The 22,315-nt window shown below is 75.1% G+C and carries 15 protein-coding genes; 9 read left to right on the top strand and 6 right to left on the bottom strand.

Annotation, left to right across the window (positions count from 1 at the left end; translation table 11 throughout):
* Window positions 1–644 precede the first annotated feature (644 nt).
* A complete protein-coding gene (locus tag LZF96_RS01785; protein WP_143624391.1) occupies window positions 645–881 on the bottom strand; it encodes a hypothetical protein in 237 nt (78 codons plus the stop codon).
* Between the two features lie 409 nt (window positions 882–1,290).
* Between LZF96_RS01785 and LZF96_RS01780 the strand changes: the two genes are divergently transcribed.
* Entirely contained in the window at window positions 1,291–2,529 is a 1,239-nt protein-coding gene (locus LZF96_RS01780) for an LLM class flavin-dependent oxidoreductase (protein ID WP_374203058.1), read from the top strand.
* 253 nt (window positions 2,530–2,782) lie between these two features.
* Complete coding sequence (locus tag LZF96_RS01775) at window positions 2,783–3,046, top strand: hypothetical protein (RefSeq protein WP_233865006.1); 264 nt, start codon at window positions 2,783–2,785, stop codon at window positions 3,044–3,046.
* A gap of 252 nt (window positions 3,047–3,298) precedes the next feature.
* Here LZF96_RS01775 and LZF96_RS01770 read toward each other — a convergent pair whose 3' ends face one another.
* Window positions 3,299–4,099 (bottom strand): exodeoxyribonuclease III, encoded by an 801-nt coding sequence (locus tag LZF96_RS01770; RefSeq protein WP_233865004.1) that lies wholly within the window; start codon window positions 4,097–4,099, stop codon window positions 3,299–3,301.
* A gap of 345 nt (window positions 4,100–4,444) precedes the next feature.
* Between LZF96_RS01770 and LZF96_RS01765 the strand changes: the two genes are divergently transcribed.
* On the top strand, window positions 4,445–4,924 hold the full coding sequence (locus LZF96_RS01765) for a GNAT family N-acetyltransferase (protein ID WP_233865002.1): 480 nt from the start codon (window positions 4,445–4,447) through the stop codon (window positions 4,922–4,924).
* Between the two features lie 136 nt (window positions 4,925–5,060).
* On the opposite strand, the gene LZF96_RS01760 is transcribed toward LZF96_RS01765, so the two are convergent.
* Complete coding sequence (locus LZF96_RS01760) at window positions 5,061–6,032, bottom strand: ABC transporter permease (RefSeq protein WP_233865000.1); 972 nt, start codon at window positions 6,030–6,032, stop codon at window positions 5,061–5,063.
* 206 nt (window positions 6,033–6,238) lie between these two features.
* Here LZF96_RS01760 and LZF96_RS01755 point away from each other — a divergent pair, with 206 nt between their 5' ends.
* Window positions 6,239–6,916, top strand: coding sequence for a TetR/AcrR family transcriptional regulator (locus LZF96_RS01755; protein ID WP_233864999.1), 678 nt, complete (start codon window positions 6,239–6,241; stop codon window positions 6,914–6,916).
* 62 nt (window positions 6,917–6,978) lie between these two features.
* Here the strand turns inward: LZF96_RS01755 and LZF96_RS01750 are convergent, their stop codons facing one another.
* Complete coding sequence (locus LZF96_RS01750; protein WP_233864997.1) at window positions 6,979–7,938, bottom strand: MerR family transcriptional regulator; 960 nt, start codon at window positions 7,936–7,938, stop codon at window positions 6,979–6,981.
* A 101-nt stretch (window positions 7,939–8,039) separates the two neighbouring features.
* Here LZF96_RS01750 and LZF96_RS01745 point away from each other — a divergent pair, with 101 nt between their 5' ends.
* The 3 genes from LZF96_RS01745 to LZF96_RS01735 are packed head-to-tail and all read left to right on the top strand — an operon-like array spanning window position 8,040 to window position 11,694.
* On the top strand, window positions 8,040–9,557 hold the full coding sequence (locus tag LZF96_RS01745; RefSeq protein ID WP_233864995.1) for an NAD(P)/FAD-dependent oxidoreductase: 1,518 nt from the start codon (window positions 8,040–8,042) through the stop codon (window positions 9,555–9,557).
* Window positions 9,554–10,681 (top strand): alpha/beta fold hydrolase, encoded by a 1,128-nt coding sequence (locus LZF96_RS01740; RefSeq protein ID WP_233864993.1) that lies wholly within the window; start codon window positions 9,554–9,556, stop codon window positions 10,679–10,681. Before LZF96_RS01745 ends, LZF96_RS01740 begins: the two co-directional genes overlap by 4 nt.
* Complete coding sequence (locus tag LZF96_RS01735) at window positions 10,681–11,694, top strand: SDR family oxidoreductase (RefSeq protein WP_233864991.1); 1,014 nt, start codon at window positions 10,681–10,683, stop codon at window positions 11,692–11,694. The genes LZF96_RS01740 and LZF96_RS01735 overlap by 1 nt, the downstream gene beginning before the upstream one ends.
* 475 nt (window positions 11,695–12,169) lie before the next feature.
* Here the strand turns inward: LZF96_RS01735 and LZF96_RS01730 are convergent, their stop codons facing one another.
* Together LZF96_RS01730 and LZF96_RS01725 are read right to left on the bottom strand one after the other, a co-directional pair.
* A complete protein-coding gene (locus tag LZF96_RS01730; protein WP_233864989.1) occupies window positions 12,170–12,424 on the bottom strand; it encodes a hypothetical protein in 255 nt (84 codons plus the stop codon).
* Window positions 12,425–12,557: 133 nt separating this feature from the next.
* Window positions 12,558–16,607, bottom strand: coding sequence for a S41 family peptidase (locus tag LZF96_RS01725; RefSeq protein ID WP_233864988.1), 4,050 nt, complete (start codon window positions 16,605–16,607; stop codon window positions 12,558–12,560).
* Window positions 16,608–17,228: 621 nt separating this feature from the next.
* Between LZF96_RS01725 and LZF96_RS01720 the strand changes: the two genes are divergently transcribed.
* Window positions 17,229–19,508: an MMPL family transporter gene (locus LZF96_RS01720; protein WP_233864986.1), complete on the top strand. Its 2,280-nt coding sequence runs from the start codon at window positions 17,229–17,231 to the stop codon at window positions 19,506–19,508.
* An 873-nt stretch (window positions 19,509–20,381) separates the two neighbouring features.
* Window positions 20,382–21,893: a rifampin monooxygenase gene (gene rox, locus LZF96_RS01715; protein ID WP_233864984.1), complete on the top strand. Its 1,512-nt coding sequence runs from the start codon at window positions 20,382–20,384 to the stop codon at window positions 21,891–21,893.
* Window positions 21,894–22,315 lie beyond the last annotated feature (422 nt).

Raw genomic sequence — 22,315 nt, 5'->3', positions numbered from 1 at the left:
CGGCGCGGGGCCGGCACCCACCGGGCGGGGGTGTCGTCGGTTCGTTCCCGGGGGCCGGTGCCGCCTTCCGGATCGGCGGTCCAGGGCGCGTCGAGGGTCGTCGCCGTGTACGGGTCGTCCTCCACCGCGCCGGGCGTGCCCGGCCCACCGGCCGTGCCCACCGCACCGGGCGTGGTGGTCGTGCCCACCGACGTGGTGGTCGTGCCCACCGAGTGGGTCGCATGGGCGGGGTACGTCCCACCCGCCGGGCGGGGCGTGTCCGCCGCACCGGTCACATCGGTCGTCGTGCCCGTCGCACCGGCCGCCGTGCCCGCCGTACCGACCGTGCCCGTTGGGGCCACCGCGCCCACTCGGCCGGCGGCCGGTGCGGCGGGCTCCCGTGTCGGTTGTGCCCGCTCCGGGGGCGCTTCCGGCCCCGGCTCCGCGGGCGGCCGGGCGTAGGGCACCCGGGGGTCCCGGGGTCCGGCGGGGCCCGTTTCCGCACACGCCCGGTCCACGACCCCCGTCACGGCATCCACCCCGGGGTCCGGGCCGGTCTCCCACCGGGAGACCGGACCCCGTCCCCGGACGTACCGCGCCGGTCCCCGACCGGTACCGGATCCCGGCCGCCCCCGTCCGAACCCCGGCCCGGAACGCCGCGTGGCTCAGGCGTGGTCCACCAGTTGGGCGTGGCCGCGCGCCCGGGCGCAGTGCCCGCAGCAGTAGAAGTGGCCGTCCTCGGTCTCCAGGCCGTGCCCCAGGATCCGGCACTGACAGTTCTCGCAGATGGGTGCCATCCGTTGGGCCGCGCACTCGATGCTGTCGAAGACGTGCACCGCCCCCGCCGCGTGCACCTCGAACGCCATCCGGTACTCGTTGCCGCAGACCTCGCAGGCCGCCATGTCGATCACTCCTCCGCTGTCGGTGTCGTTCACCGCCACCGACGCCTTTCGGTCGGTTCGCCGGGTTCGGCGCGCCGACCGCCTCCGCGCAGCAGGATCGGTCCGTTCCGGCGCGATCCCCGGGTACCGCGTCCCGGCACGCCCGGCGCTCACCCCGACGGCGGAATGTTCCGGGTGAGTCGCCGGTTGGCCATCACGGACGGCGTCGTGCGTCGTCCCGCCCCGCAGGGCGCGTCCGCACCGTCCGGCGGCTCCTCGCGGCCCCTTACCCCTTCCGGCCGCCCGGAGCCCTCGGACGGTCGGCGACGCGTGCCGCGTTCCCGTTCGGACCGGGGACGCGGGGTGCCCACCGCCGTTGACACGGCGACCGGAAGATCTCCCCGGTCGCCGGGAAAAGGACCCGTTCACCGTGCCCGATCAGCCGCAGCCCCCCGCCGGTTCCGCTTCGCCCGCCCCCGCTACCGGGGGCGGGGAGGAGCGCGCGCCCGGCACCCCGCGCGTGGCGCCCGGCGCGGTGCGCGGCCGGGCCGCCGGGAACGCCCCCCTCCCGCTCTCGCTGCTGGAGTTGGCGACCGTCGGTGAGGGGATCACGCCCGAGCGGGCCCTGCTGGACGCCGTGGAGGCCGCGCGGGTCGCCGAGGCGAGCGGCTACCACCGTCTGTGGGTGGCCGAGCACCACGGTATGCCGGGTGTCGCCTCCTCCTCGCCCGCCGTGCTGCTGGCCCACCTGGTCGCCCACACCTCCCGGATCCGGTTGGGCTCGGGCGGGGTGATGCTGCCCAATCACGCGCCGCTGCTGATCGCCGAGCAGTTCGGCACGCTCGAGGCGCTGGCACCGGGCCGGATCGACCTGGGCCTGGGCCGTGCGCCGGGCACCGACGGGTTGACCGCCGCCGCGCTGCGCGGCCCCAACCGGCTGCACGAGGGCGCCGAGGACTTCCCCCGGCAGCTCGCCGAACTCGTCGCCTTCCTGGACGGCGATCCGCCGCCGGTGCCGGGGGCGCGTCCCGACGCCCGGGTGCACGCCGTGCCCGGGCCGGTGACGGGGGCGCCGGCCCGCCCGCCGGTGTGGCTGCTGGGCTCCTCCGGGTACAGCGCCGAACTCGCCGGTCGGCTCGGGCTGCCGTTCGCCTTCGCCCACCACTTCGCCGCCCGACACACCGGGCCGGCGCTGGAGCTGTACCGGGCCTCCTTCCGGCCCTCCGCCGTCCTGGACGCCCCCTACGCGATGATCGCGGTGTCGGCGCTGGCGGGGGAGGACGAGGGGGAGGTCCGTCGGCAGGTGATGACGGGCGCGTTGGCGATGTTGCGGTTGCGCGGCGGGCGCCCCGGTCCGGTGCCGACGCCCAACGAGGCGGAGGACCACCCGTACACGCCGCTGGAGCGGCAGGTGGTGGACAGTCGGCTGGCCGAGACGGTGCACGGCACCCCCGACGCGGTGCGGGAGGGGCTCGACTCCCTGGTCGCCGCCACCGGAGCGGACGAACTGATGATCACCACGATGGTGCACGGCGCCCGGGCGCGTCTGCGCGGTTACGCGCTCCTGGCCCGCGCCTACGGACTGCCGGGCGCCGAGGGCGCGCTCCCGGCGGAAAGCGGGGTTCGCGCGTCCGTGCCCGGGCCGGTGACCCCTCCCACCGGGGAATGAACCCGTCGCGCGGCCGTTCGGACGCGTAACCCGGGCGTTCCGGGGCAGGTGTGCGGGGGAGACCGGGTGCGCGGCGGAAGCGTCGCGTACGGCAGGTGTCGTGAGAGGACATCACCCCGGGGGATGATCGTGGCGGTGTGTCACGGACACCCCGGCCCGGCCCCGGATCCGCCGGGGCCCGAAGGCGCGACGCCCGCGATGGGCCGATGGATCGGCACCCGCCGCAGGGGCGGCGGGAGAAGGAGGGAACGGCATGTCGGGCTTTCTCGACCGCGCGAAGGAGCAGGCCCAGAAGGGGTACCGCACCGGCAGGGAGAGGCTGGGGCAGGGCATCGAGCAGGGGCGCGACAAGCTGAACGACGTTCAGGCGCAGCGCGCCGGTAACGAGTTGTTGCGTTCGCTGGGTGCCGCGTACTACCGCAAGGAGCACGGCACCGGCTCCGAGCAGGAGGTCGGCGCGATCGTGAAGGCGCTGGAGGACCACATCACCGAGCACGGTGACGACTTCCTGAAGTGAGCCCCGGTCGCCGGGGCGGGCGGACGGTGACGACGAGGGGCGGGTGCGGGGATGATCACATCCCCGCACCCGCCCCTCCCCGCTTCCGGGGCTCGGTCGGCCGGCGAACCGGCTCGGCCCACCGCTCCGAGGGCGGGGCGCACGGTCGACCGGGCCCCACCTCTCGCACGGTGCCCCGGCCCATGCGGCCCATGCGGCCCATGCGACCCGGGGGGTTCGCCGCCCGGGTCCGGACGGGCCCGGCGGGCCGCCCTACAGGTCGAACACGGCAGTCACCGGCGCGTGGTCGGACCACCGGGAGGCATGGTCGGCGGCCCGCTCCACGTACGCCTTCCGGGCGCGCGCGGCCAGTCCGGCGGTCACCACCTGGTAGTCGATGCGCCAGCCGGCGTCGTTGTCGAAGGCGCGGCCCCGGTAGGACCACCAGCTGTAGGGGCCCTCGGTTTCCGGGTGCAGGGCGCGCACCACGTCGGTCCAGCCGCCCTCCTCGCCGAACACCCGGTCCAGCCAAGCGCGTTCCTCCGGCAGGAAGCCGGCCTTCTTCCGATTGGTCCGCCAGTTGCGCAGGTCGGCCTCGCGGTGGGCGATGTTCCAGTCCCCGCACACCAGCACCTCGCGCCCCTCGTCCGCCGAGCGCTTGCGCAGGTCCAGGAGATGGGGGAGCAGTTCGGCCATGAACCGTTCCTTCTCGTCCTGCCGTTCGGTGTCCACCTCGCCGGAGGGCAGATACAGGGAGGCCACGGTCACGCCCGGCAGGTCCACCTCCAGCCAGCGGCCGGACGTGTCGAACTCGGCCGAACCGAAGCCGATCCGCACCGCGTCCGGCGCGCTTCGGGAGAGCACGGCGACGCCCGCGCGCCCCTTGGCGGCGGCCGGTGCCCAGTGGGCGTGCCAACCCTCGGGGTTCAGCACCTCCGGTGCGAGCTGTTCGGGCTCGGCGCGCACCTCCTGCAGGCACACCACGTCGGCGTCGGTCCCCGCCAACCAGTCGCGGTAACCCTTGCGGTCGGCGGCACGCAGGCCGTTGACGTTGACGGTGCTGACGGTGAACACGGGGGTCTCCGGGACTGTTCGCGGCGGTCGGGCGCCGGCCGGGATCGGGCGCCGGCCGGTCGGGACGGTGCGCGACGGGGACCGGTGCCCGCGCCGGGCGCCGCACCACCGTACCGCGCCGCCCCGGGACGCCCGGGGCGCGGTCCCGGGCGGGGACGACCACCGTGGCCGGGCCCGCACCGTCACCGGTTCCTGCCCGCTTCCGGCAGGTCGGGGCGCGGTCCCGGGCGGGGACGGGGCCGCCGGCGCCGTCCGGACGAGGTGCTCCCGGTCGGGGCGCGACCTCGATCGGCGAAGGCCGCCCGGCCGCCCGGGGGCGTCCGGGGCGGGTCGTACGATGGCGCCATGCGGATCGTCACCGCGCGCTTCGACCACCCGGACGCGCGCAAGCTCAACGACATCGTCCAGGCCGAGTACGCCGAGCGGTACGGCAGCGGGGGTGACGTCACCCCCCTCGCGCCGGAGATGTTCGACCCGCCCCGGGGGATCTTCCACCTCGTCTACGACGAGACGGACGCGCCGATCGCCACCGCCGGCTGGCGCGCGATGGAGGACCCGGAGGAGTGCTACGAGCCGGGTGACGCCGAGATCAAGCGGATGTTCGTCATGCGGCATGTCCGGGGCCGGGGCCTGGCCCGGCACCTGCTGGGGATGCTGGAGGACTCGGCCCGCGTCGCCGGCCGCGTCCGGATGGTCCTGGAGACCGGTGACCAGCAGCCGGAGGCGATAGGGCTCTACGTGTCGGCCGGATACGTGCCGGCGGAGCGCAAGTTCGGGGTCTACCGCTGTTCCGAGAACAGCCGGTGCTATGTGAAGGCCCTGTAGTCGAGGCGGCTGCCGGCCCCCGCCCGGCGCGGTCGGGCCCCGGTGTCGGTGTCCGTGTCACCCACCGAATTCCCGCCGGACCCGGTCCGGCGTGCCCCGGCCCGGCACCCCGGGCCCCACGCCCCGACGGCAGCCGTCAGCCGCCGGCGGGGGCGCCGGTGGTCGGTTCCGGAGCCCGCCTCCGGACGGCGAGCGCGAGCAGCGCCAACCCCACCGCCGCCCATCCCAGCAGGATCAGCAGTGGCCCCGCGCCGCCGGCACCGTCGAAGAAGGCCACCGACCGCAGCAGCGAGGCCCCCGCTCCCGGTGGCAACGCCTGGCCGAGACCGGCGATCGCGCCGGGCAGCAGGTCGGGGGAGGAGGCGGCGCCGGAGAAGGGGTTGCCGAAGGCGATGACCAGCAGGGCGCCGAGCCCGACTCCGGGCGGGCCGAGCAGGGCACCGAGCCCTGCGGGCAGCGCGCCGCAGGCCAGGACGACGAGGGCGAGCGAGGCCGCCGCCGCCCACCAACCGCCGCCGAGCACCCCGAGCCAACCGTGCAGCAGCAGGGCCGCGACCATCCCCACCAGGGCGCACGCCCCGGTCAGGGTGATCGCGCCCCGCGTGCCGCGCAGCCCGAGGAGGGTGATCAGGGCGCCCGCCGCGACGCCGGCCAGGGCGAGCGGGAGCAGCCCGGCGGCGAAGGCGGCACCGCGCGGGTCCCCGGCCGGGGTGGGCACGAGGTCGGTGACGGTCACCACGGTCGCCGTCCCGGTACCGGCGTCCGCCTCGGCGAGGCCGGCGCGCACCCCCTGCTCCAGCAGTTGGGCGACGGCGGGACCGCCGGCGGAGGCGACGAGCAGTTCGGGACCGTCGGGACCGAGGACGATCGCCCCGCTCACCTCGCGGTCGGTCACGGCCGTCGCGGCGGCGTCCCGGTCGGGGTAGCCGCGCGGGTCGAAGGCGTTCTCGCCGGCACCGGCCAGGGCCCCGGTCACGGTCTCGACGGCCGCCGGCGGGCCGACGACCCCCAGCGGCAGGTCCCGGGGGGCGGTGCGGGCGGCGGGCCAGGCGAAGGCCCACAACAGGCAGCCGGCGAGCACCGGCACCAGTAGGAGAACGGGGATCACGGCCCGGCGGGAGCCGGGGGCCGGGGGTCGGAACCGGAGGCGTCCGGTCCCCGGAGGAGCCGGATCCGGCGTGGTGGGGTCGTCGGGGGAGAGGGCGGTGGACACGAGGACCTCCAAAGAGAAGGATCGTTCGTTTTACGTGCGACCCACGCTCCTCCGCCGATGGGAACTTGTCAAGAATGAACGTTCGTTTTACGATTGTCGGCATGGCCCGCGTCTCCCGGGAACACCTCGATGCCCGCCGCCGTCAGATCCTCGACGGCGCCACCGCCTGTTTCGCCCGCAGGGGCTTCCACGGCACCTCGATGCAGCACATCCTCGCCGAGACGGGACTCTCCGCCGGCGCGGTCTACCGGTACTTCCGAGGCAAGGACGAGATGATCGCGGCGATCCTCGCCGAGGTCGTGGGCACCGTGGGGGCGGCCTTCGCCGAGGTGGCGCAGGAGGAGCACCCACCGGAGCCCGGTGAGGTGGTGGCCGGGGTCTTCCTGCGCACCCGGCACCTGCTCGCCTCGCGCGGCATACCGCTGACCCTGGTGGTGGAGGCGTGGTCGGAAGCGGCCCGCACCCCCCTGCTGCGCGACATGCTGACCGAGCGGGTGACCGAGGTCATCGGGGCCTGGGAACGCATCATCGATCGCTACCGCGCCGCCGGACGGCTCCCCGCCGACGTGCGATCCGACCGCGTGGCACGGGCCATGATCGGCTGTGCCCACGGTCTGCTGCTCCAGGGGGCGCTGCTCGGACCACCGATCGACGATCCCGAGGAGGGCGCGGCCGTGCTGCGCGAGGGGATCGCGGCCCTGGTCGCGATGACCCCGGCCCCGACCCCGACCCCGACCCCGGCCCCGGCGGAGGGTGTGACCGGCGACGGGGAGAGCTGACCCCGACCGTGCCCTCCGACGTGCCTCGGAAACGGTCGGTGGCGGTCGTGTCCACCGCGCGGTCAGTCCCGGAGGTTCCCACCCCGACCGGCTTCCGTTTCCGGCGCGTCCCCGGCGCCGACCCCGTCCCGGCCGTCCGCCGCGCCGGTGGTGTCAACCGTCGCCGCCTCCCCGGTGGCGCCGGCCGTCGCGCGCCGGCTCTCCACCTCCGCCCGCAGGCGCCGGTCCAGGGCGAGGGAGACCTCCGCGTACGCCACCTGCTCGGCCAGCGGCCGCAGGTGTTCGATCACCCCGGACGCCTTCTCGAGGTCGGCCTCCGACAGCGGTCCGTCCCCCCTCCAACCCGGGACGTCGCCCAGCAGGTGGGCGCGCAGCAGCTCGGTGAAGCTCTCCGCCAACTCCTCCGCGTGGTCGCGCACCCGCCGGCCGGTGGCCAGGACCGAGGAGAGCGGCAGGTCGGCCCGCACCAGGGCGGAGGAGGTCTCCAGCAGGGTGCGACCGGTGGGCACCAGGCCGTTCCCGTCCACCGCGATGTGGCCGATCTCCATGGCGGTGGCCGGGTTCACGGCGGTGTCCGCGTCCGGCCGGCCGGACGGGTCGAGGCGGGCGGCCGGCCCCTCGGGGGTCGGCCGGACGGGTTCCTCCTCGGCGGGGGGCCAGGGGTGGTCGGCCATGCCGAGGAGCTCGGCGGTGGCGCCGGCGTCGCGGCCCCGGGTGAAGGCGTCGATCAGTTCGGCGATGCCGTTGAGGGTGTGGCCGCGGGCCAGCAGCGCGGCGATGGTCCGCAGCCGGGACAGGTGGTGGTCGTCGTACCAGGCCAGCCGTCCCTCGCGGCGGGGCGGGGGCAGTAGGCCGCGTTCGCGGTAGAAGCGCAGGGTGCGGACGGTGATCCCGGCGGCCTCGGCGAGTTCGGCGGTGCGGTACCCGCCGGCGGTGCCGGCGCGCTCGTCCGTGTCGGGGCGAGCGGGCGCGGTGTCCCCCGGGGGGTGGGGTTTCGGCCGCACCGGCCGCTCATCCGTCATGTTGTCAGGTTAAAGCGCGCACGCACCTACCAATCGGTAGGGTCCTGCCCTACGCTCCCATCGTGCCAGTGATGACTGGCATGATGCGTCGAGGAGGTCGGATGAGTGAACGGGAACACGTCCGGGTGGCGGTGATCGGCACCGGTTTCGGTGGGCTCGGGGCCGCCGTGTGCCTGCGCCGGCAGGGCGTCACGGACTTCGTACTGCTGGAACGGGCGAAGGGGATCGGCGGCACCTGGCGGGACAACACCTATCCGGGATGCGCCTGCGACGTCCCCTCCCACCTGTACTCCTTCTCCTTCGCCCGGCGCCCGGACTGGCCCCGCGGCTTCTCCGGGCAGCCGGACATCCTGGAGTACCTGGAATGGGTCACCGACACCTTCGACCTGCGTCCGCACATCCGTTTCGATTCCGAGGTGCTGGCCGCCCGCTGGGACGGTGACGCCCTGCGCTGGGTCGTCGAGACCGCCTCCGGCACCCTCACCGCCGATCTGCTGGTCTCCGCCGCCGGGCCGCTCTCCGACCCCGCCCTCCCCGACATCCCCGGCCTGGCCGACTTCCCCGGCACGGTCTTCCACTCCGCCCGCTGGAACCACGACCACGACCTGCGCGGCGCCCGGGTCGCGATGGTCGGCACCGGCGCCTCGGCCATCCAGATCGTGCCCGCCATCGCCCCGGAGGTGCTGCGGCTGACCGTCTTCCAGCGCACCCCGCCGTGGGTGCTGCCGCGCGCCGACCGCGCCATCGGCGAGGCGGAGCGCACCCTGCTCTCCCGGGTCCCCCCGATCGCCGCCCTGCGACGCCAACTGCTCTGGCTGCTCAGGGAGTTGCAGGTCGGGAACTTCGCCCGGCACCCGGAGCGGATGCGGCTGGTCGAACGGTTCGCGCTGGCCCACCTGCGCCGCGCGATCCCCGACCCCGACCTGCGCCGCGCGCTGACCCCGGACTACCGGCTCGGCTGCAAGCGGATCCTGCTCTCCAACGACTGGTACCCCACCCTCGCCGAGCCGCACGTGGACCTGGTGCCCTCATCGCTGCGCGAGGTGCGCGGCTCGACCCTGGTCGCCGCCGACGGCACGGAGACGGAGGCCGACACCATCGTCCTCGGCACCGGCTTCCACGTCACCGACATGCCGATCGCGCACCGGATCACCGGGGCCCGGGGCCTCACGCTGGCCGAGGAGTGGCGGGACGGCATGGCGGCGCTGCGCGGCTCCACCGTCGCCGGGTTCCCCAACTTCATGACGATCATCGGCCCCAACACCGGGCTGGGGAACAGCTCGATGGTCCTGATGATCGAGGCCCAACTCTCCTACCTGGCGGACTTCACCCACCGGCTCGCCGAACTGTCCCGCCGGGCCGGTCGGCCGGTCGCCCTGGTGCCCCGCCGGGAGGCGGTGGACACCTACAACGAGGCGCTCCAGCGGCGCATCGCCGGCTCGGTGTGGAACACCGGCGGCTGCGTCAGCTGGTATCTGGACGCCAACGGCCGCAACACCACCGTGTGGCCCGACACCACCGCGGCCTTCCGCCGCGTCACCCGCCGGCTGGAACCCGCGGAGTACGAGGTGCTGGGCAGCCGCCTCGACACCCGGGTCCCCGAAGGAGCCACCCTGTGAATCCCCGCCCCGACACCGACCCCCGCCCCGACACCGCCGACCCCTCGGCGGCCCCCCGCACCCGGGAGCTGATGGTGGAATCCACCGGCGGCGCCCGACTGCACACCGTGGTCCGGGAACCGGCCCGACCCGCCGGCGCCGCCCCCTCCGACCCGGCGCCGACCATCGTCCTCGCCCACGGCTGGACCTGCGCCGTCTCCTTCTGGGAGGCGGTCCTCGAGCACCTCCCCGCCGACCACCGGGTGGTCCGCTACGACCAGCGCGGCCACGGCCGCAGCCCGGTCGTCCGGCGTGGGTGCGCTCCCGACCGGCTCGCCGACGACCTGTGCGCGGTGCTCGCCGCGACCGTGCCCGACGGTGAACGGGCCGTGGTCGGCGGGCACTCGATGGGCGCCATGTCGATCGTGGCCGCCGCCGACCGGCCGGTGTTCCGGGAGCGGGCGGCGGCGGCGATGCTCTGCAGCACCGGCGTCGACCGACTGACCGCCGAGGCCCGGCTGACCCCCTTCCGATCGGTCGGCCCGCGCACCCGGGCGCAACGGCTGATGCTCGGCTCGGCACTGCCGTTGGGCCCGATCACCCCGCTCACCGAGTGGGCGCTGGCCCGCGTCACGCTGGGTCCCGGCGCCGATCGCCGGCTGCGACGGGAGGTGGCCCGGCTGACGCACGCCTGTCCGCGCCGCTCCCGCGCGGACTGGGCCGCCGTGCTCCACTCCCTCGACCTGCGGGAGAAGCTGCCGCTGCTCACGGTGCCGACGGTGGTCGTGCACGGCACGGAAGACCTCCTCACCCCGCCCGTGCACGCCCACCGGATCGCCCGGGCGGTGCCGAACGCGGGGGAACCGGTGATGCTCTCCGGGCTCGGGCACATGACCCCGATGGAGGACCCGGAGCGGATCGCGGGGATCCTGCGGGACCTGGCGCGCGAACATCCGCCGGGAGGCGCGTCCGCGAAGGCGTCCCGTACGGAAGGGGATGTCGGGGGCGCGCCGGCGGGCGCCGGTGATGGCGCCGGTCCGGCCGACGGTGCCGGCGAGAGCGGTGGTGTCGCCGCCGCCGGTCGGGAGACGGATACCACGACGACCGGCGGCCGGACCGGGTCCGGGACCGGGGAGGAGGCGTGATGGCCGGAGGGAACGGGGTTCCGGACGGTGGGTCGGAGGGTGGGTCGGAGGGTGGACCGAACGGCCTCCCGGACCGGGACACGGGCGCGGGTGCGGCGGCTGCCACCGGTGCGGCGCCGGGGGCCCGGGTCGCGGTGGTGACGGGCGCCGCCCGGGGCATCGGCGAACTGCTGGTCCGCAAGCTGTCGGGGCGCGGCCTGCGGGTGGCGCTGGTCGGCCTGGAGCCGGAGCGGATGCGGGAGGTGGCCGACTCCCTGCCCGGCCCCGCCCTGGTCCTGCCGGCCGATGTCACCGACCCCGCCGCGATGCGGGAGGCGGCGCTGCGGGTCCGGGAGGGCTTCGGCCGGGTGGACGTGGTGGTGGCCAACGCCGGCGTGGCCACCGGCGGACGCTTCACCGAGTCGGACGACGCGACCTGGCGCCGGGTGATCGAGGTCAACCTCATCGGCTCGGCCGCCACCTGCCGCGCGTTCCTGCCGGACCTGGTGGAGAGCCGTGGGTACTTCCTGCAGGTGGCCTCGCTGGCGGCGATCGTCCCCGCGCCGATGATGACCGCCTACTGCGCCTCCAAGTCCGGGGCGGAGGCGTTCGCGCACGCCCTGCGGGCGGAGGTCGGCCCTCTGGGGGTGGACGTCGGCGTGGGCTACCTCAGTTGGACCGACACCGACATGGTGCGCGGCGCCGACGCGGACCCGGTACTGGGGGGCCGGCGGAGCAACCTGCCGTGGCCGGCCAACCGCACCTATCCGGCCGGGCCCGCCGTGGACCGGCTGGTGGCGGGCATCGAACGTCGCGCCGCCCACGTGTACGGGCAGCGGTGGCTGCGCGGGATGCAGCTGGTGCGGCCCCTGCTGCCGGCGGTGATGGGCACGCTGGGGGCCCGCGAGGTGGCCCGCTCGGGGCCGACCCCGGCCGCCGGCCCCGCCCCCGGGCTGGTCGGCGCCGGCGGTGCCGCCGACGACCGGGAGCGCGCCGGCGCGAAGGCCGCCCCGGAGCCCCGCCCGGACGCCTGACCGGGGGCCGCTCCGACCCGGCCCCGGCCGGCGCGGGCTCGGCCCCACCGGGCGCCGCCCGGCGCGGACCCGCTCCCGGTGTGGCCGGTGCGGATTCGGTCCCACCCGGGCCCCGGCCGATGCGGGCTCGGGGCTGCCCGGCGCGGACGGTGCGGATTCGGTCCCACTCCGGCCCCGGCCGGTGCGGTCTTCGTGCCGGCCCGGGACCCGGCCGATGCGGGCTCGGGGCTGCCCGGCGCGGACGGTGCGGATTCGGTCCCACTCCGGCCCCGGTCGGTGCGGTCTTCGTGCCGGCGCGGGACCCGGTGCCACCCCGGCCCCGGCTTCGCGGTACCGGGGCGGTGCGGGCCCGGCCGGCGCGGGCTACGGTGCCACTCGGCACGGCACGGCACGGCACGGTCAGGCCCGGTACCGGACGGTCCGCCCCGCGCCCGGGGCGGGCGCGGGGCGGTCGTGGTCGGGACGGGTGGGCGGGTCAGTCGCCGCGTTCGCCGCGTTCGCGCATCTCGTCCCGCTGCGCCTGCTCCCGGGCCTTGCCCTGCCCGCCCTTGTCGGCGGCGCGCCCGCGCATGCCCCGCTTACCCGTCCGGCCACCCGCGCCGGAGTCTTTGCCGGTGTCCGTCTCGCGGGAGCGGTCGGACTTCTTCTCGCGGCTCTCGTCGAGGTGCCCCTTGGCCCGCTGGGCCGCCTCCTGCGCTTTGTCCTTGAACTGGCCGAATCGGTCGGACATCCCCATGGTCGCTCCTTCGAAACGGGATGAAAGGGGTGGATCGCACCAGCGTGTCACCGCTTGATATTTCTCGCATATCGGATCGCCCTCTCGGTGCGCTTCCCGCCCCGGGCACCTCACCCCGCCCGGCACCTCACCCCGGTGGGGCCCCACCACCGCGTGGGGGCAACGAAGGGCGCCGCCGATCCGGGATCCGCTCGTACCCCGGCGGGGAGTGCGCGGGCCGCCGCTCCAGCAGGTTCAGTGCCAGCCTCACCGCCGTCTCCAGCACCGCCGGCCGCTCGTCGGCCCACTCCAGCGGCGTGCGCTCCGCCTCCAGATCCGGCTCCACCCCCCGGTTCTCCACGTCCCACCCCAGGGCGTCGAACCAGGCTGCGTTCCTCGGCACGGTGATCACCGTGCCGTCCCCCAGGCGGTGCCGGCCGGCCATGCCCACCACCCCGCCCCAGGTCCGTGTGCCCACCACCGGCCCCAGCTTCAGCAGCCGGAAGGCGGCGGTGATCATGTCACCGTCCGAGGAGGTCGCCTCGTTGGCGAGGGCCACCATCGGGCCGCGTGGGGCGTCCGAGGGATAGCTCACGGGCTGGGCGTCGCGGGGCAGGTCCCAGCCCAGGACCGTTCGGGTGAGCTTCTCCACCACCAGTTCGCTGATGTGCCCGCCGGCGTTGCCCCGCACGTCCACCACCAGTGCCCGTCGGGAGAACTCCATCCGCAGGTCCCGGGTGAACTGCGCCCACCCCGAACCGCCCATGTCGGGGATGTGCACGTAGCCGCAGCGTCCCCCGCTCAGTTCGTGGACCGCCCGCCGGCGACGCGCCACCCAGTCCTGGTACCGCAGCGGACGGTCGTCCAGCAGGGGCATCACCGCCACCCGCCGGTACCGGCCCGGCCGGGTGCCGGAGCCGCTGCCCGTGCCGTCGCCGTCGCCCGGGTCGAGGAAGGACAGCTCGACCGTCGTCCCGCCGGTGCCCGCCAGTAGGGGCCACGGGCCGGTCACCGGATCCACCGGCCGCCCGTTCACCCGGGCCAACACCGACCCCTCCCGCACGCCGGTCCCCGCCAGCGGGGAACGCGCCCGCGAGTCCGAGGAGTCACCCGGCATAATGCGGGTCACCCGCCACCCGCCGGCGTCGTCCGCCTCCAGGTCGGCGCCGAGCAGGCCCTGGGGCCGCCGGTAGTGGACCGGCCCCTCGTTGGGACGCGAGGCGGTCACGTACGCGTGCGAGGTGCCCAGCTCGCCCAGCGTCTCCCGCAGCACGTCGGCGAACTCGTCCGGGGTGGTGACCCGGTCCAGCAGCGGCCGGTACCGGTCCAGCTCGGCGGGCCAGTCGATCCCGCACATACCCGGTTCCCAGAACAGGTCCCGGACCAGCCGCCCGGCCTCGTCGAACGCCTGCCGCCACTCGGCCGGCGGATCGGTCCACTGCACGATCCGCCGCAGGTCCAGCCAGACGGTGGAGTCCGAGTCGGCGGTCTCGGTCGCGGGCACCGCCCGCAGTTCCTCGTCCTCGCACACCACCAGGCGGGTGCCGTCGCCGCTGACCTCGAACCAGTCCACCTCCGTGGTCAGGTCGGTGCTGCGGCCCCGGGCAGGGTCGAAGTGCACGAGGGTCGGCTTCCCCGAGGTGTGGTTGGGGTCGGCGAAGGTCTCGCCCAGCGCGCCGGAGATCGGCCACCGCAACCAGACCAACCCGCCGCCGCTGACGGGTCGCAGCGAGGAGTACTTGGAGGCCGCCACCGGGAACGGCGTCACCCGCGAGGCCAGCCCCTCCGCCTCCACCGACACCGCGCCCTCCTCCCCGCCGACCTCGGCGTCGGCGGGGTCCAGGCCACCGGCCGCCGGCCGCCCCTCGGCGGTCAGGGCGAACGGTGAGGGCGTGGCCGAGGACAACGGCACCAGATAGGGGCGACACCCCAGCGGGAAGGAGAGGTCGCCGGTGTGCACGTCGTAGACCGGGTCGAAGCCGCGCCAGGAGAGGAAGGCCAGGTAGCGGCCGTCCCGGGTGAAGACCGGCTCCTCGTCCTCGAACCGGCCGTCGGTGACGTCCAGGATCGTCCGGTCGTCGGCGGAGAGGCGGGCGATCTTGATCTGACTCAGGGAGCGGCCCACGCCGGGGTGGGCCCAGGCCAGCCGGCGCGAGTCGGGGGAGAAGGCGAGGTCGCGGACGGGGCCGTTGATCGAGCGGATCAACTCCAGGACCTCGGGTTCCTGAGCGTCGGCGGGATCGGCGTCGCCGGGGCTCCCGGTGTTCCCGGCGTCGCCGGTGGGGTCGGCGCTCCCGCTTTCCCCGGCGTCGCCGGCGTCCCCACCGGGGTTTTCCGTCGTCTCCCGGGTGCCGTCCACCCCACCGGGGTGTGCCGTGGCCGACCCCCGGCCCGCCTCGGTGCCCCCGACGGACGTGGTCCCCCCGTCGGTTTCGGCGGTGTCGCCCCCGGCGTCCCCGCCGGCTGTCACGACGCCCGCTCGCTCGCCCGTGGAGCCGATGCCGGGAGCCGCCGTCCCGGTGGAGCCGATGCCTCCCCCGGGGTTGGTGGCCCCGGGGGTGCCGGTGTCCGGGGTCCGTTCGGCGGTGTCGGGTTCCGGTCCGGTTCCGCCGGTACCCGTTCCGACCGTGTCCGGCCCGGTGGCGCCGGGCGCCCCGGGGGTGCCGGTGCCCGGGGTCCGTTCGGCGGTGTCGACCGGTTCGGGTTCCGGGCCGCCGTCGGCCGACCCCGGGGCGTCGGGCACGTCGGCGTCGGGCACGGGCCCCGGCGCGGGCCCGGGCCCCGGCGCGGGCGCGGGCGCGGGCCCCGGCGCGGGCCCCGGCGCGGGCGCCGGAAGCGGCTCCGGCTCCGGCTCGTCGGGGATCGTCACCAGCAACAGTCGCCCGTCGTGGGAGGCCACGGCGACCGTGCGGCCGTCCGGGGCGGCGACCAGTTCGTGGACCCGGCCCAGCCGGCCCGTCGCCAGACGGATCGGGGGCCGTTCGCCACCGGCCCGGGGCAGCGTGGAGACCTCCAGCGCGTCCTCGCCGGCCGCGTCCGTCACCCGGGCTATCCGGCCGGTGTCGCCGAGCATGACCGGCAGCCGCACCCGTGCGCCCGGCGTCGCCGAGATGACCCGGGCCGGACCGTCCCGGTGGGTCAGCCAGTGCAGCGAACCGCGCACGCACACCGCCGAGGCCCGCCCGGTGGTGTCCACGGCGAGGGCGTCGATCGCGCCCGCCGTGCGCACCTGGTGCGCACGGCGGCCGGCGCGCGGTCCCCCGAGGCGCAACCGCAGCCGCAGCGGGCGACTTCCCGGGGTCAGCTCCGGGACCAGCCACAGCTCCCCGCCGCAGTGGTAGATCACCCGCCGGCCGTCGGTGGCGGCGTGCCGGGCGTAGAAGGCGTCGTGGTCGGTGTGCCGCCACAGCTCCGAGCCGTCGGGGCGGCAGGAGTACAGGTTGCCCACCCCCTCGTGGTCGGAGAGGAAGGCGATACGGTCGCCGACCAGCATCGGACAGTCCAGGTGGCCGCTCCCGTCGGGTATCGGCAGCAGTCGGCGGCCGTCCAGCCAGAGCCGTCCGGTGCCGCCGCCCCGGTACCGCTTCCAGGCGGCGGGCTCGTGCGGGGCCTTCCCGGTGAGCAGCAGGGTGCTGCGCCCCGCCTCGAGGCCCGCGCCGGGCACCGGGTGCGGGGCGGGGGCCGGGGCGCCCGCCGGGGTGGGGCCCACGGCGATGCCGTTCACCGGCCCCCACGGCAGTTCCTCGCCGGGGCCGCCGGTCATCGGCACCCGGTGGGCCCGGGTGAACCAGGAGAAGGGCTGTCCGTGGGACCCGGTGGCCAGCACCCGATCGCCGTCCCAGCCCTGGACGGCGGTGTCCGGAGCGGCCCAGTGGGTGAGCCGACGCGCCGGCCCGCCGTCCACGTCGGCGACGTACACCTCGGGGTCGTAGGTGAGGCCGTTGGTGAAGGCGATGTGCCGGCCGTCGGGGGAGAAGCGAGGGGTGCCGGGGCGGACGCGGTCCACGGTCAGCCGCCAGGCCCGGCCGGTGGTGAGCGTTCCGTCGCCGTCCCCGGCGGCGGCGGGGCCCGGGTCGGGGAGGGACGCGACCCACAGGTCGTCCTCGGCGGTGAAGCAGGTCAGCTCCCCGTGGAGGTGGGGGAAGCGGGGGTAGCCGCCGCCCCCGTCGGCGGGTGGTCCGGTCCGTTCGTCGATCACCCCTCCATGCTTCGACGCTATGGGCCGGTGGGCAACCCGTTCGGGGAAACGGCGCCGGTGGGGCGCGGGCGGGGTGAACGTCACAGGTATTTCATGTGATCCGGAGCACATTCCGGATGGGGTGTCATCCCTTCCGGGGAAGTCGGCGTCTGTGCGGGTGCAGGGCAACGGACCCGTCTCCCCACGGATCCCGCGCGTCGTTCTCGCTCCCCGTCCCGGCTGTTCCCTCCTCGGAATCGGCGCGGGCGTTCGGATCCCCGGCTCCTCCCCGCCGGACGGCACCCCCGGGTGTCGGTGGTGTCCGAGCCCGTGAAGTGCCACTCCCCGGCGCTTTTCCGGCTTCCCCGTTCCCGAGGGGTCCCGCCGTGCCCCGACATGTCCCCGCACCACCCCGCGTCCCGCCCCGGGCGACGGCGCGCCGCTTCGCGCCGTCGACGCCCGACGGATGGGTCGAACGCGTGAGTCCCCGACCCGTTCTTTCGTGATCTTTGTCCGCATTTCCGCCCCCGCTTCTCCCGGCACGCGCGCCCCGCCTCCCCGCACCCGGCGCACACGCCCCTGTCCATCCGACCCACCCCCGACCATCCACCGCCCTCCGGGGCGAGCGGAGGAGAACACCCCGTGGCCACATTCCTGTACCGACTGGGCCGCGCCGCCTTCCGGCGTCGCGGCCGGGTCGTCGTCATCTGGCTGGCGCTGCTGCTGGCCATCGGCGGAGCCGCCGCCGGCGTCACCGGGGAAGTGGAGGAGGAGTTCGCCCTTCCCGGCACCGAGACCCAGCAGGCCTTCGAACTCCTGGACGAGGCGTTCCCCGGCGAGGACGCCGAGGCCGTCGCCACCCGGGTGGTCTTCGGCGCCCCGGAGGGCGAGACCCTCACCGACCCCGCCAACCGGGCCGCGATCGACGAGGTGCTGGGGATGCTCGACGGCGCGGACCGCGTCGTCGGCATAGCCGACCCCTTCGAGAGCAACGCCGTCAACGAGGAGGAGACGGTCGCCTACGCCACCGTCGACTACAACGTCACCTGGGCGGACGTCACCCCGGAGATGCGCGACCAACTGTTCGCCGCCCTGGACGCCGGCCGTGACGCCGGCCTCGTGGTCGAGGCGAGCGGCGAGGTCACCTACGGCGAGGCCGACTTCGGACACGGCGAGATCATCGGCATCGCCGTCGCGGCGATCGTCCTGCTGATCACCTTCGGCTCCATGATCGCGGCGGGCCTGCCGCTGCTGACCGCCCTGATCGGCGTCGGCATCGGCATGTCCGGGATCGCCGCCCTCAGCGTCACGCTGGGGCTCACCGAGACCACCGGCATCCTCGCCATGATGATCGGCCTGGCGGTCGGCATCGACTACGCGCTGTTCATCGCCTCCCGCTACCGCTCCGAGCTGACCAACGGCCTGGAGCCCGAGGAGGCCGTCGGCCGGGCCGTCGGCACCGCCGGCTCGGCGGTCGTCTTCGCCGGTCTGACCGTGATCATCGCCCTCGCCGGCCTGGCCGTGGTCAACATCCCGATGCTCACCCGTATGGGCCTGGCCGCCGCCGCCACCGTCGCCGTGGCGGTGATGGTGGCGCTGACCCTGGTGCCCGCCACCCTCGGCTTCGTCGGCAAGCGGATCTTCGGCCGTCGGGTGCGGAAGGCGAACGCCGACCGGGGCGGAGTCCCGGCCGTCGCCCCGGCCACCTTCTCCCGTTCCGACCGGGAGAACTTCGGTAGCCGCTGGGCGCGCGGCGTGCTGCGTCGCCCGGTGCCGGTGCTGGCGGCCTGCGTGGCGCTGCTGGGCATCCTGGCCCTGCCCGTCACGGACATGCGACTGGGCATGGGCGACGACGGCACCCAGCCGGAGGAGACCACCCAGCGTCAGGCGTACGACATGCTCTCCGAGGGCTTCGGCCCCGGCTTCAACGGCCCGCTGCTGCTGGTCCTCGACGCCCGGGACGCCGACGACCCGGAGGCCGCCGCCGAGCGTGCCGCCGAGCACGTCTCCGAGCTGGAAGGCGTGGTGGCGGTGACCCCCGCCGCCTTCAACGAGGCCGGCGACGTCGCGCAGATGGTCGCCTTCCCGACCTCGGGTCCCTCCGAGGAGGAGACCACCTCCCTGGTCGCCGAACTGCGCGGAGAGGTCGCGCCGTTGGTGGTCGAGGAGACCGGGGCACAGGTGCTGGTCACCGGCCAGACCGCCGCCGAGAGCGACTTCACCAAGGTCCTGGACGACGCCCTCGTCCCGTACCTGGCCCTCGTGGTCGGCCTGGCGTTCGTGCTGCTGATGCTGGTCTTCCGTTCGCTGCTGGTTCCGCTGAAGGCGGCGCTGGGCTTCCTGCTGTCGGTGCTGGCCGCCCTGGGCGCGGTGGTCGCGGTCTTCCAGTGGGGCTGGGGCGCGAGCCTGTTCGGGGTCGCCGAGACCGGACCGATCGTCAGCATGATGCCGATCTTCCTGATCGGCGTGATCTTCGGCCTGGCCATGGACTACGAGGTCTTCCTCGTCACCCGGATGCGGGAGGCGCACGTCCACGGGGAGGACCCGACGCGGTCGGTCGTCTCCGGCTTCGACCTCAACGCCCGGGTGGTGACCGCCGCCGCGATCATCATGATCAGCGTCTTCTCCGGCTTCATCACCGCCGGCGAGTCGATGGTGAAGATGATCGGCTTCGGCCTCGCGGTGGCGATCCTGCTGGACGCCTTCGTCGTCCGGATGACCCTGGTGCCCGCCGTGATGGGGCTGCTGGGGGAGCGGGCCTGGTGGCTGCCGGCGTGGCTGGAGCGGATTCTGCCCAACGTCGACGTGGAGGGTTCCCGCCTGGAGAAGCACCTGCGGGACAACGACTCCCCCGCCGGCGCCCTCCCGCCGGCCGCCGGCGGACCGCCGGCGCCGGAACGGCAGCCGGAGCCGGTGGGCTGAACCGGCGGCGCCGGCGGGCCCTGCGCCCCACCGGGGGCCACCCCGCCGGCGCGGGCCGTGCCGAGACCCCCGACGGGGCGTCCCGGGCCGGCACCTCCGGGCCGGGCCCCGCACGGATCACCCGTGCGGGGCCCGGCCCTTTTCACGTGGCCCGACCCGGCCGACGTACGCCGGGGCGTGGCCGGGGAAGTCCGACGGTGCCGGAGGCGCCGGGAGCCGCCCCGGGCGGCTGCCCGCTCGGCTGCGGTCCACCGGGACGGCCCGCGCGGCCCGATCGCGAGGGGTGGGCGCCGCCACCTCGCCGAGGGCGTCGGGACCGGCTTCTTCATCGCCCGCCGGGCCCCGAGGCCATCGCCGCACGCTGCCCCGCCCGTGACCCCCGCTTCCCGCCCGGCGTGCCGCGACGGGAACCGATGGATGGCCGGCGACGTGCGAGAGCCGGTGGTCGGAACGCCGCGAAGAGGGGCCCACCGGCGAGCCCGCGTCACTCCGTACGGCACACCCGCCTCGGGAGGAGCCCGTCCGTCCACAGCGGACGACAAAAGGCAAAGGCAAGGAGGTCGTCGACTCCTTGCCACTCTCAACATATAGCGCACCCGGGGGCTTGCGGCAAGGCCCGGGTGGTGTCGCAGAATGACCGGCCAAGGCCGGGATCCGTGGAAATGGCGGATTCGAGAAGTTCGTGTGCCTTTGTCGACCCATGTATGACCCATGTATCGGCCCATGGGGTGCGCGGGCACGTCGAACCGCCGGTGGGCCCGCGGTGCGGTCGCGGGCACTCGGCGGCGGAGGTGCCGGTGTGCGTGCCGCGAGATCGCGCGTCGCGGGTTGGCCGAAGTCCGATTTCGTTCAGTGGGTTCAGTGGGGGGTTTCATGATTGATGTGATCGTGGTCGGCGGCGGACCGACCGGTTTGATGCTGGCCTGCGAGTTGCGGCTGCACGGTGTGCGGGTGGTCGTGCTGGAGAAGTTGACGGAGCCGAGCGGGCACTCCCGCGGGCGCGGTCTGCACGTGCGCAGCGTCGAGATGCTGGACCAGCGCGGCCTGCTGGACCGGTTCCTCGCCGTCAGTGAGAAGTTCCGGGTCGGCGGTTTCTTCGGCGGCGTCCTCAAGCCGTGGCCGGACCGGCTGGACACGGCTCACCCGTATGGTCTCGCCACCCCGCAGCCGGTCACCGAGCGGCTGCTCGCCGAGCGTGCCCTCGAACTCGGTGCCGAGATCCGGCGGGGCCACGAGGTGATCGGGCTGAGTTGGGACGAGGACGGGGTGACCGTCGAACCGGCCGGTGAAGACGCCACCTCCGGGGGAGGGGGAGGTACGCGCCTGCGCTCGCGCTACCTCGTCGGGTGCGACGGCGGCCGCAGCACGGTGCGCAAGCTGCTCGGCGTCGGTTTCCCCGGCGAGCCGGCCAAGGTCGAGACACTGTTGGGCGATATGGAGCTGACCGGGGATCCGGCGACGGTCGCCGCCGTCGTCGAGGAAGTCCGCAGGACCCAACCACGGTTCGGCGCCATTCCCGACGTGGACGGGAACGAGGGGGTGTACCGCGTCGTCGTGCCCGCCGACGGTGTGGCCGAGGACCGTACCGCCGAGCCGACCATCGAGGAGTTCGGGCAGCGGCTGCGGGTGTTCGCGGGCACCGACTTCGGAGCGCACTCGCCGCGTTGGCTGTCCCGGTTCGGCGACGCCACCCGGCAGGCCGAGCGTTACCGGGTCGGCCGGGTGCTGCTGGCCGGCGACGCGGCGCACATCCACCCGCCGACCGGCGGTCAGGGGCTCAACCTCGGCGTGCAGGACGCGTTCAACCTCGGCTGGAAGTTGGCCGCCGCGGTCAACGGCTGGGCACCGGAGGGGTTGCTGGACAGCTACCACGCCGAACGGCACCCGGTGGGCGCCGCCGTGCTGGAGAACACCCGCGCGCAGATCACGCTGCTGGGGACCGATCCGGGTGCGACCGCGCTGCGGGAGTTGTTCTCGAAGCTGATGGACATCGAGGAGGTGAACCGGTACGTGACCGGAATGATCACCGGGGTCGGGGTCCGCTACGACTTCGGCGAGGGCCACGAACTGCTCGGCCGAAGGATGCGGGACGTGGAGCTGAGGCGCGGTCGTCTCTACGGGCTGATGCACGGCGGTCGCGGACTGCTGCTCGACCGGACCGGTCGGCTCTCGGTGGAGGGTTGGGCGGATCGGGTCGACCACGTCGTCGACGTCGGCGGGGAACCGGACGTGCCCGCGGTGCTGTTGCGGCCGGACGGTCACGTGGCGTGGGTCGGTGAGGACCAGCAGGAGTTGCTCGACCGGCTGCCCCGGTGGTTCGGCGCGGCCGTGGGCCGCCCCGGGAGTCAAGCCGTGGGCCGCCCCGGGAGCCAAGGGGCCGACTGAGGTGCCGGGCCGGTTCGTTCGGATCATCGGGTGGACCAGGGGAAGGACGCCCGCGACGTGCGGTTCCGCCGGACGGATGGGCGCGGTCCTCTCGTAGCGGGTGGGGGTGCCGTGTCACCGCTCCATGCGGTGGCGCGGCGCTCGACGGTGTCGCGTTGCCTGTACGCCTCGCGATCGAAGGCCGGTGGCCTGCCGCCCCGTTCGCCTCGACGCGGTCGGTGGCGTCGGCTTTGCACGACCCCGGCAGCGGCCCTTCGGAGGCCGCCGGGGTGTCTCCGGAGGGCTGTACGGGCGTCCCTTTCCCGGCCCCGGTGTCGTGGTGGCCGGTGGTCGGTTCACCGGCGGGCGGTTTTCCGCCGGTCGGTTTTCCTGCGGTTCTTTTCAAGTACGGGGAGGGAAACAACCCACCCGCCCACCCACCC

The organism is Streptomyces sp. ST2-7A (assembly GCF_021390475.1).
Taxonomy (GTDB): Bacteria; Actinomycetota; Actinomycetes; order Streptomycetales; family Streptomycetaceae; genus Streptomyces.
The sequence above is the reverse complement of the archived record's forward strand: the minus strand, read 5'-3'. Positions and strand labels throughout refer to the sequence as shown.

Excerpts from the sequence above, each read along its gene's own strand:
- rox (WP_233864984.1), top strand. The coding sequence starts at position 20,382 with ATGATTGATGTGATCGTGGTCGGCGGCGGACCGACCGGTTTGATGCTG.
- LZF96_RS01755 (WP_233864999.1), top strand. The coding sequence starts at position 6,239 with ATGGCCCGCGTCTCCCGGGAACACCTCGATGCCCGCCGCCGTCAGATC.
- LZF96_RS01745 (WP_233864995.1), top strand. The coding sequence starts at position 8,040 with ATGAGTGAACGGGAACACGTCCGGGTGGCGGTGATCGGCACCGGTTTC.
- LZF96_RS01735 (WP_233864991.1), top strand. The coding sequence starts at position 10,681 with ATGGCCGGAGGGAACGGGGTTCCGGACGGTGGGTCGGAGGGTGGGTCG.
- LZF96_RS01730 (WP_233864989.1), bottom strand. The coding sequence starts at position 12,424 with ATGTCCGACCGATTCGGCCAGTTCAAGGACAAAGCGCAGGAGGCGGCC.
- LZF96_RS01775 (WP_233865006.1), top strand. The coding sequence starts at position 2,783 with ATGTCGGGCTTTCTCGACCGCGCGAAGGAGCAGGCCCAGAAGGGGTAC.
- LZF96_RS01765 (WP_233865002.1), top strand. The coding sequence starts at position 4,445 with ATGCGGATCGTCACCGCGCGCTTCGACCACCCGGACGCGCGCAAGCTC.
- LZF96_RS01750 (WP_233864997.1), bottom strand. The coding sequence starts at position 7,938 with ATGACGGATGAGCGGCCGGTGCGGCCGAAACCCCACCCCCCGGGGGAC.
- LZF96_RS01785 (WP_143624391.1), bottom strand. The coding sequence starts at position 881 with ATGGCGGCCTGCGAGGTCTGCGGCAACGAGTACCGGATGGCGTTCGAG.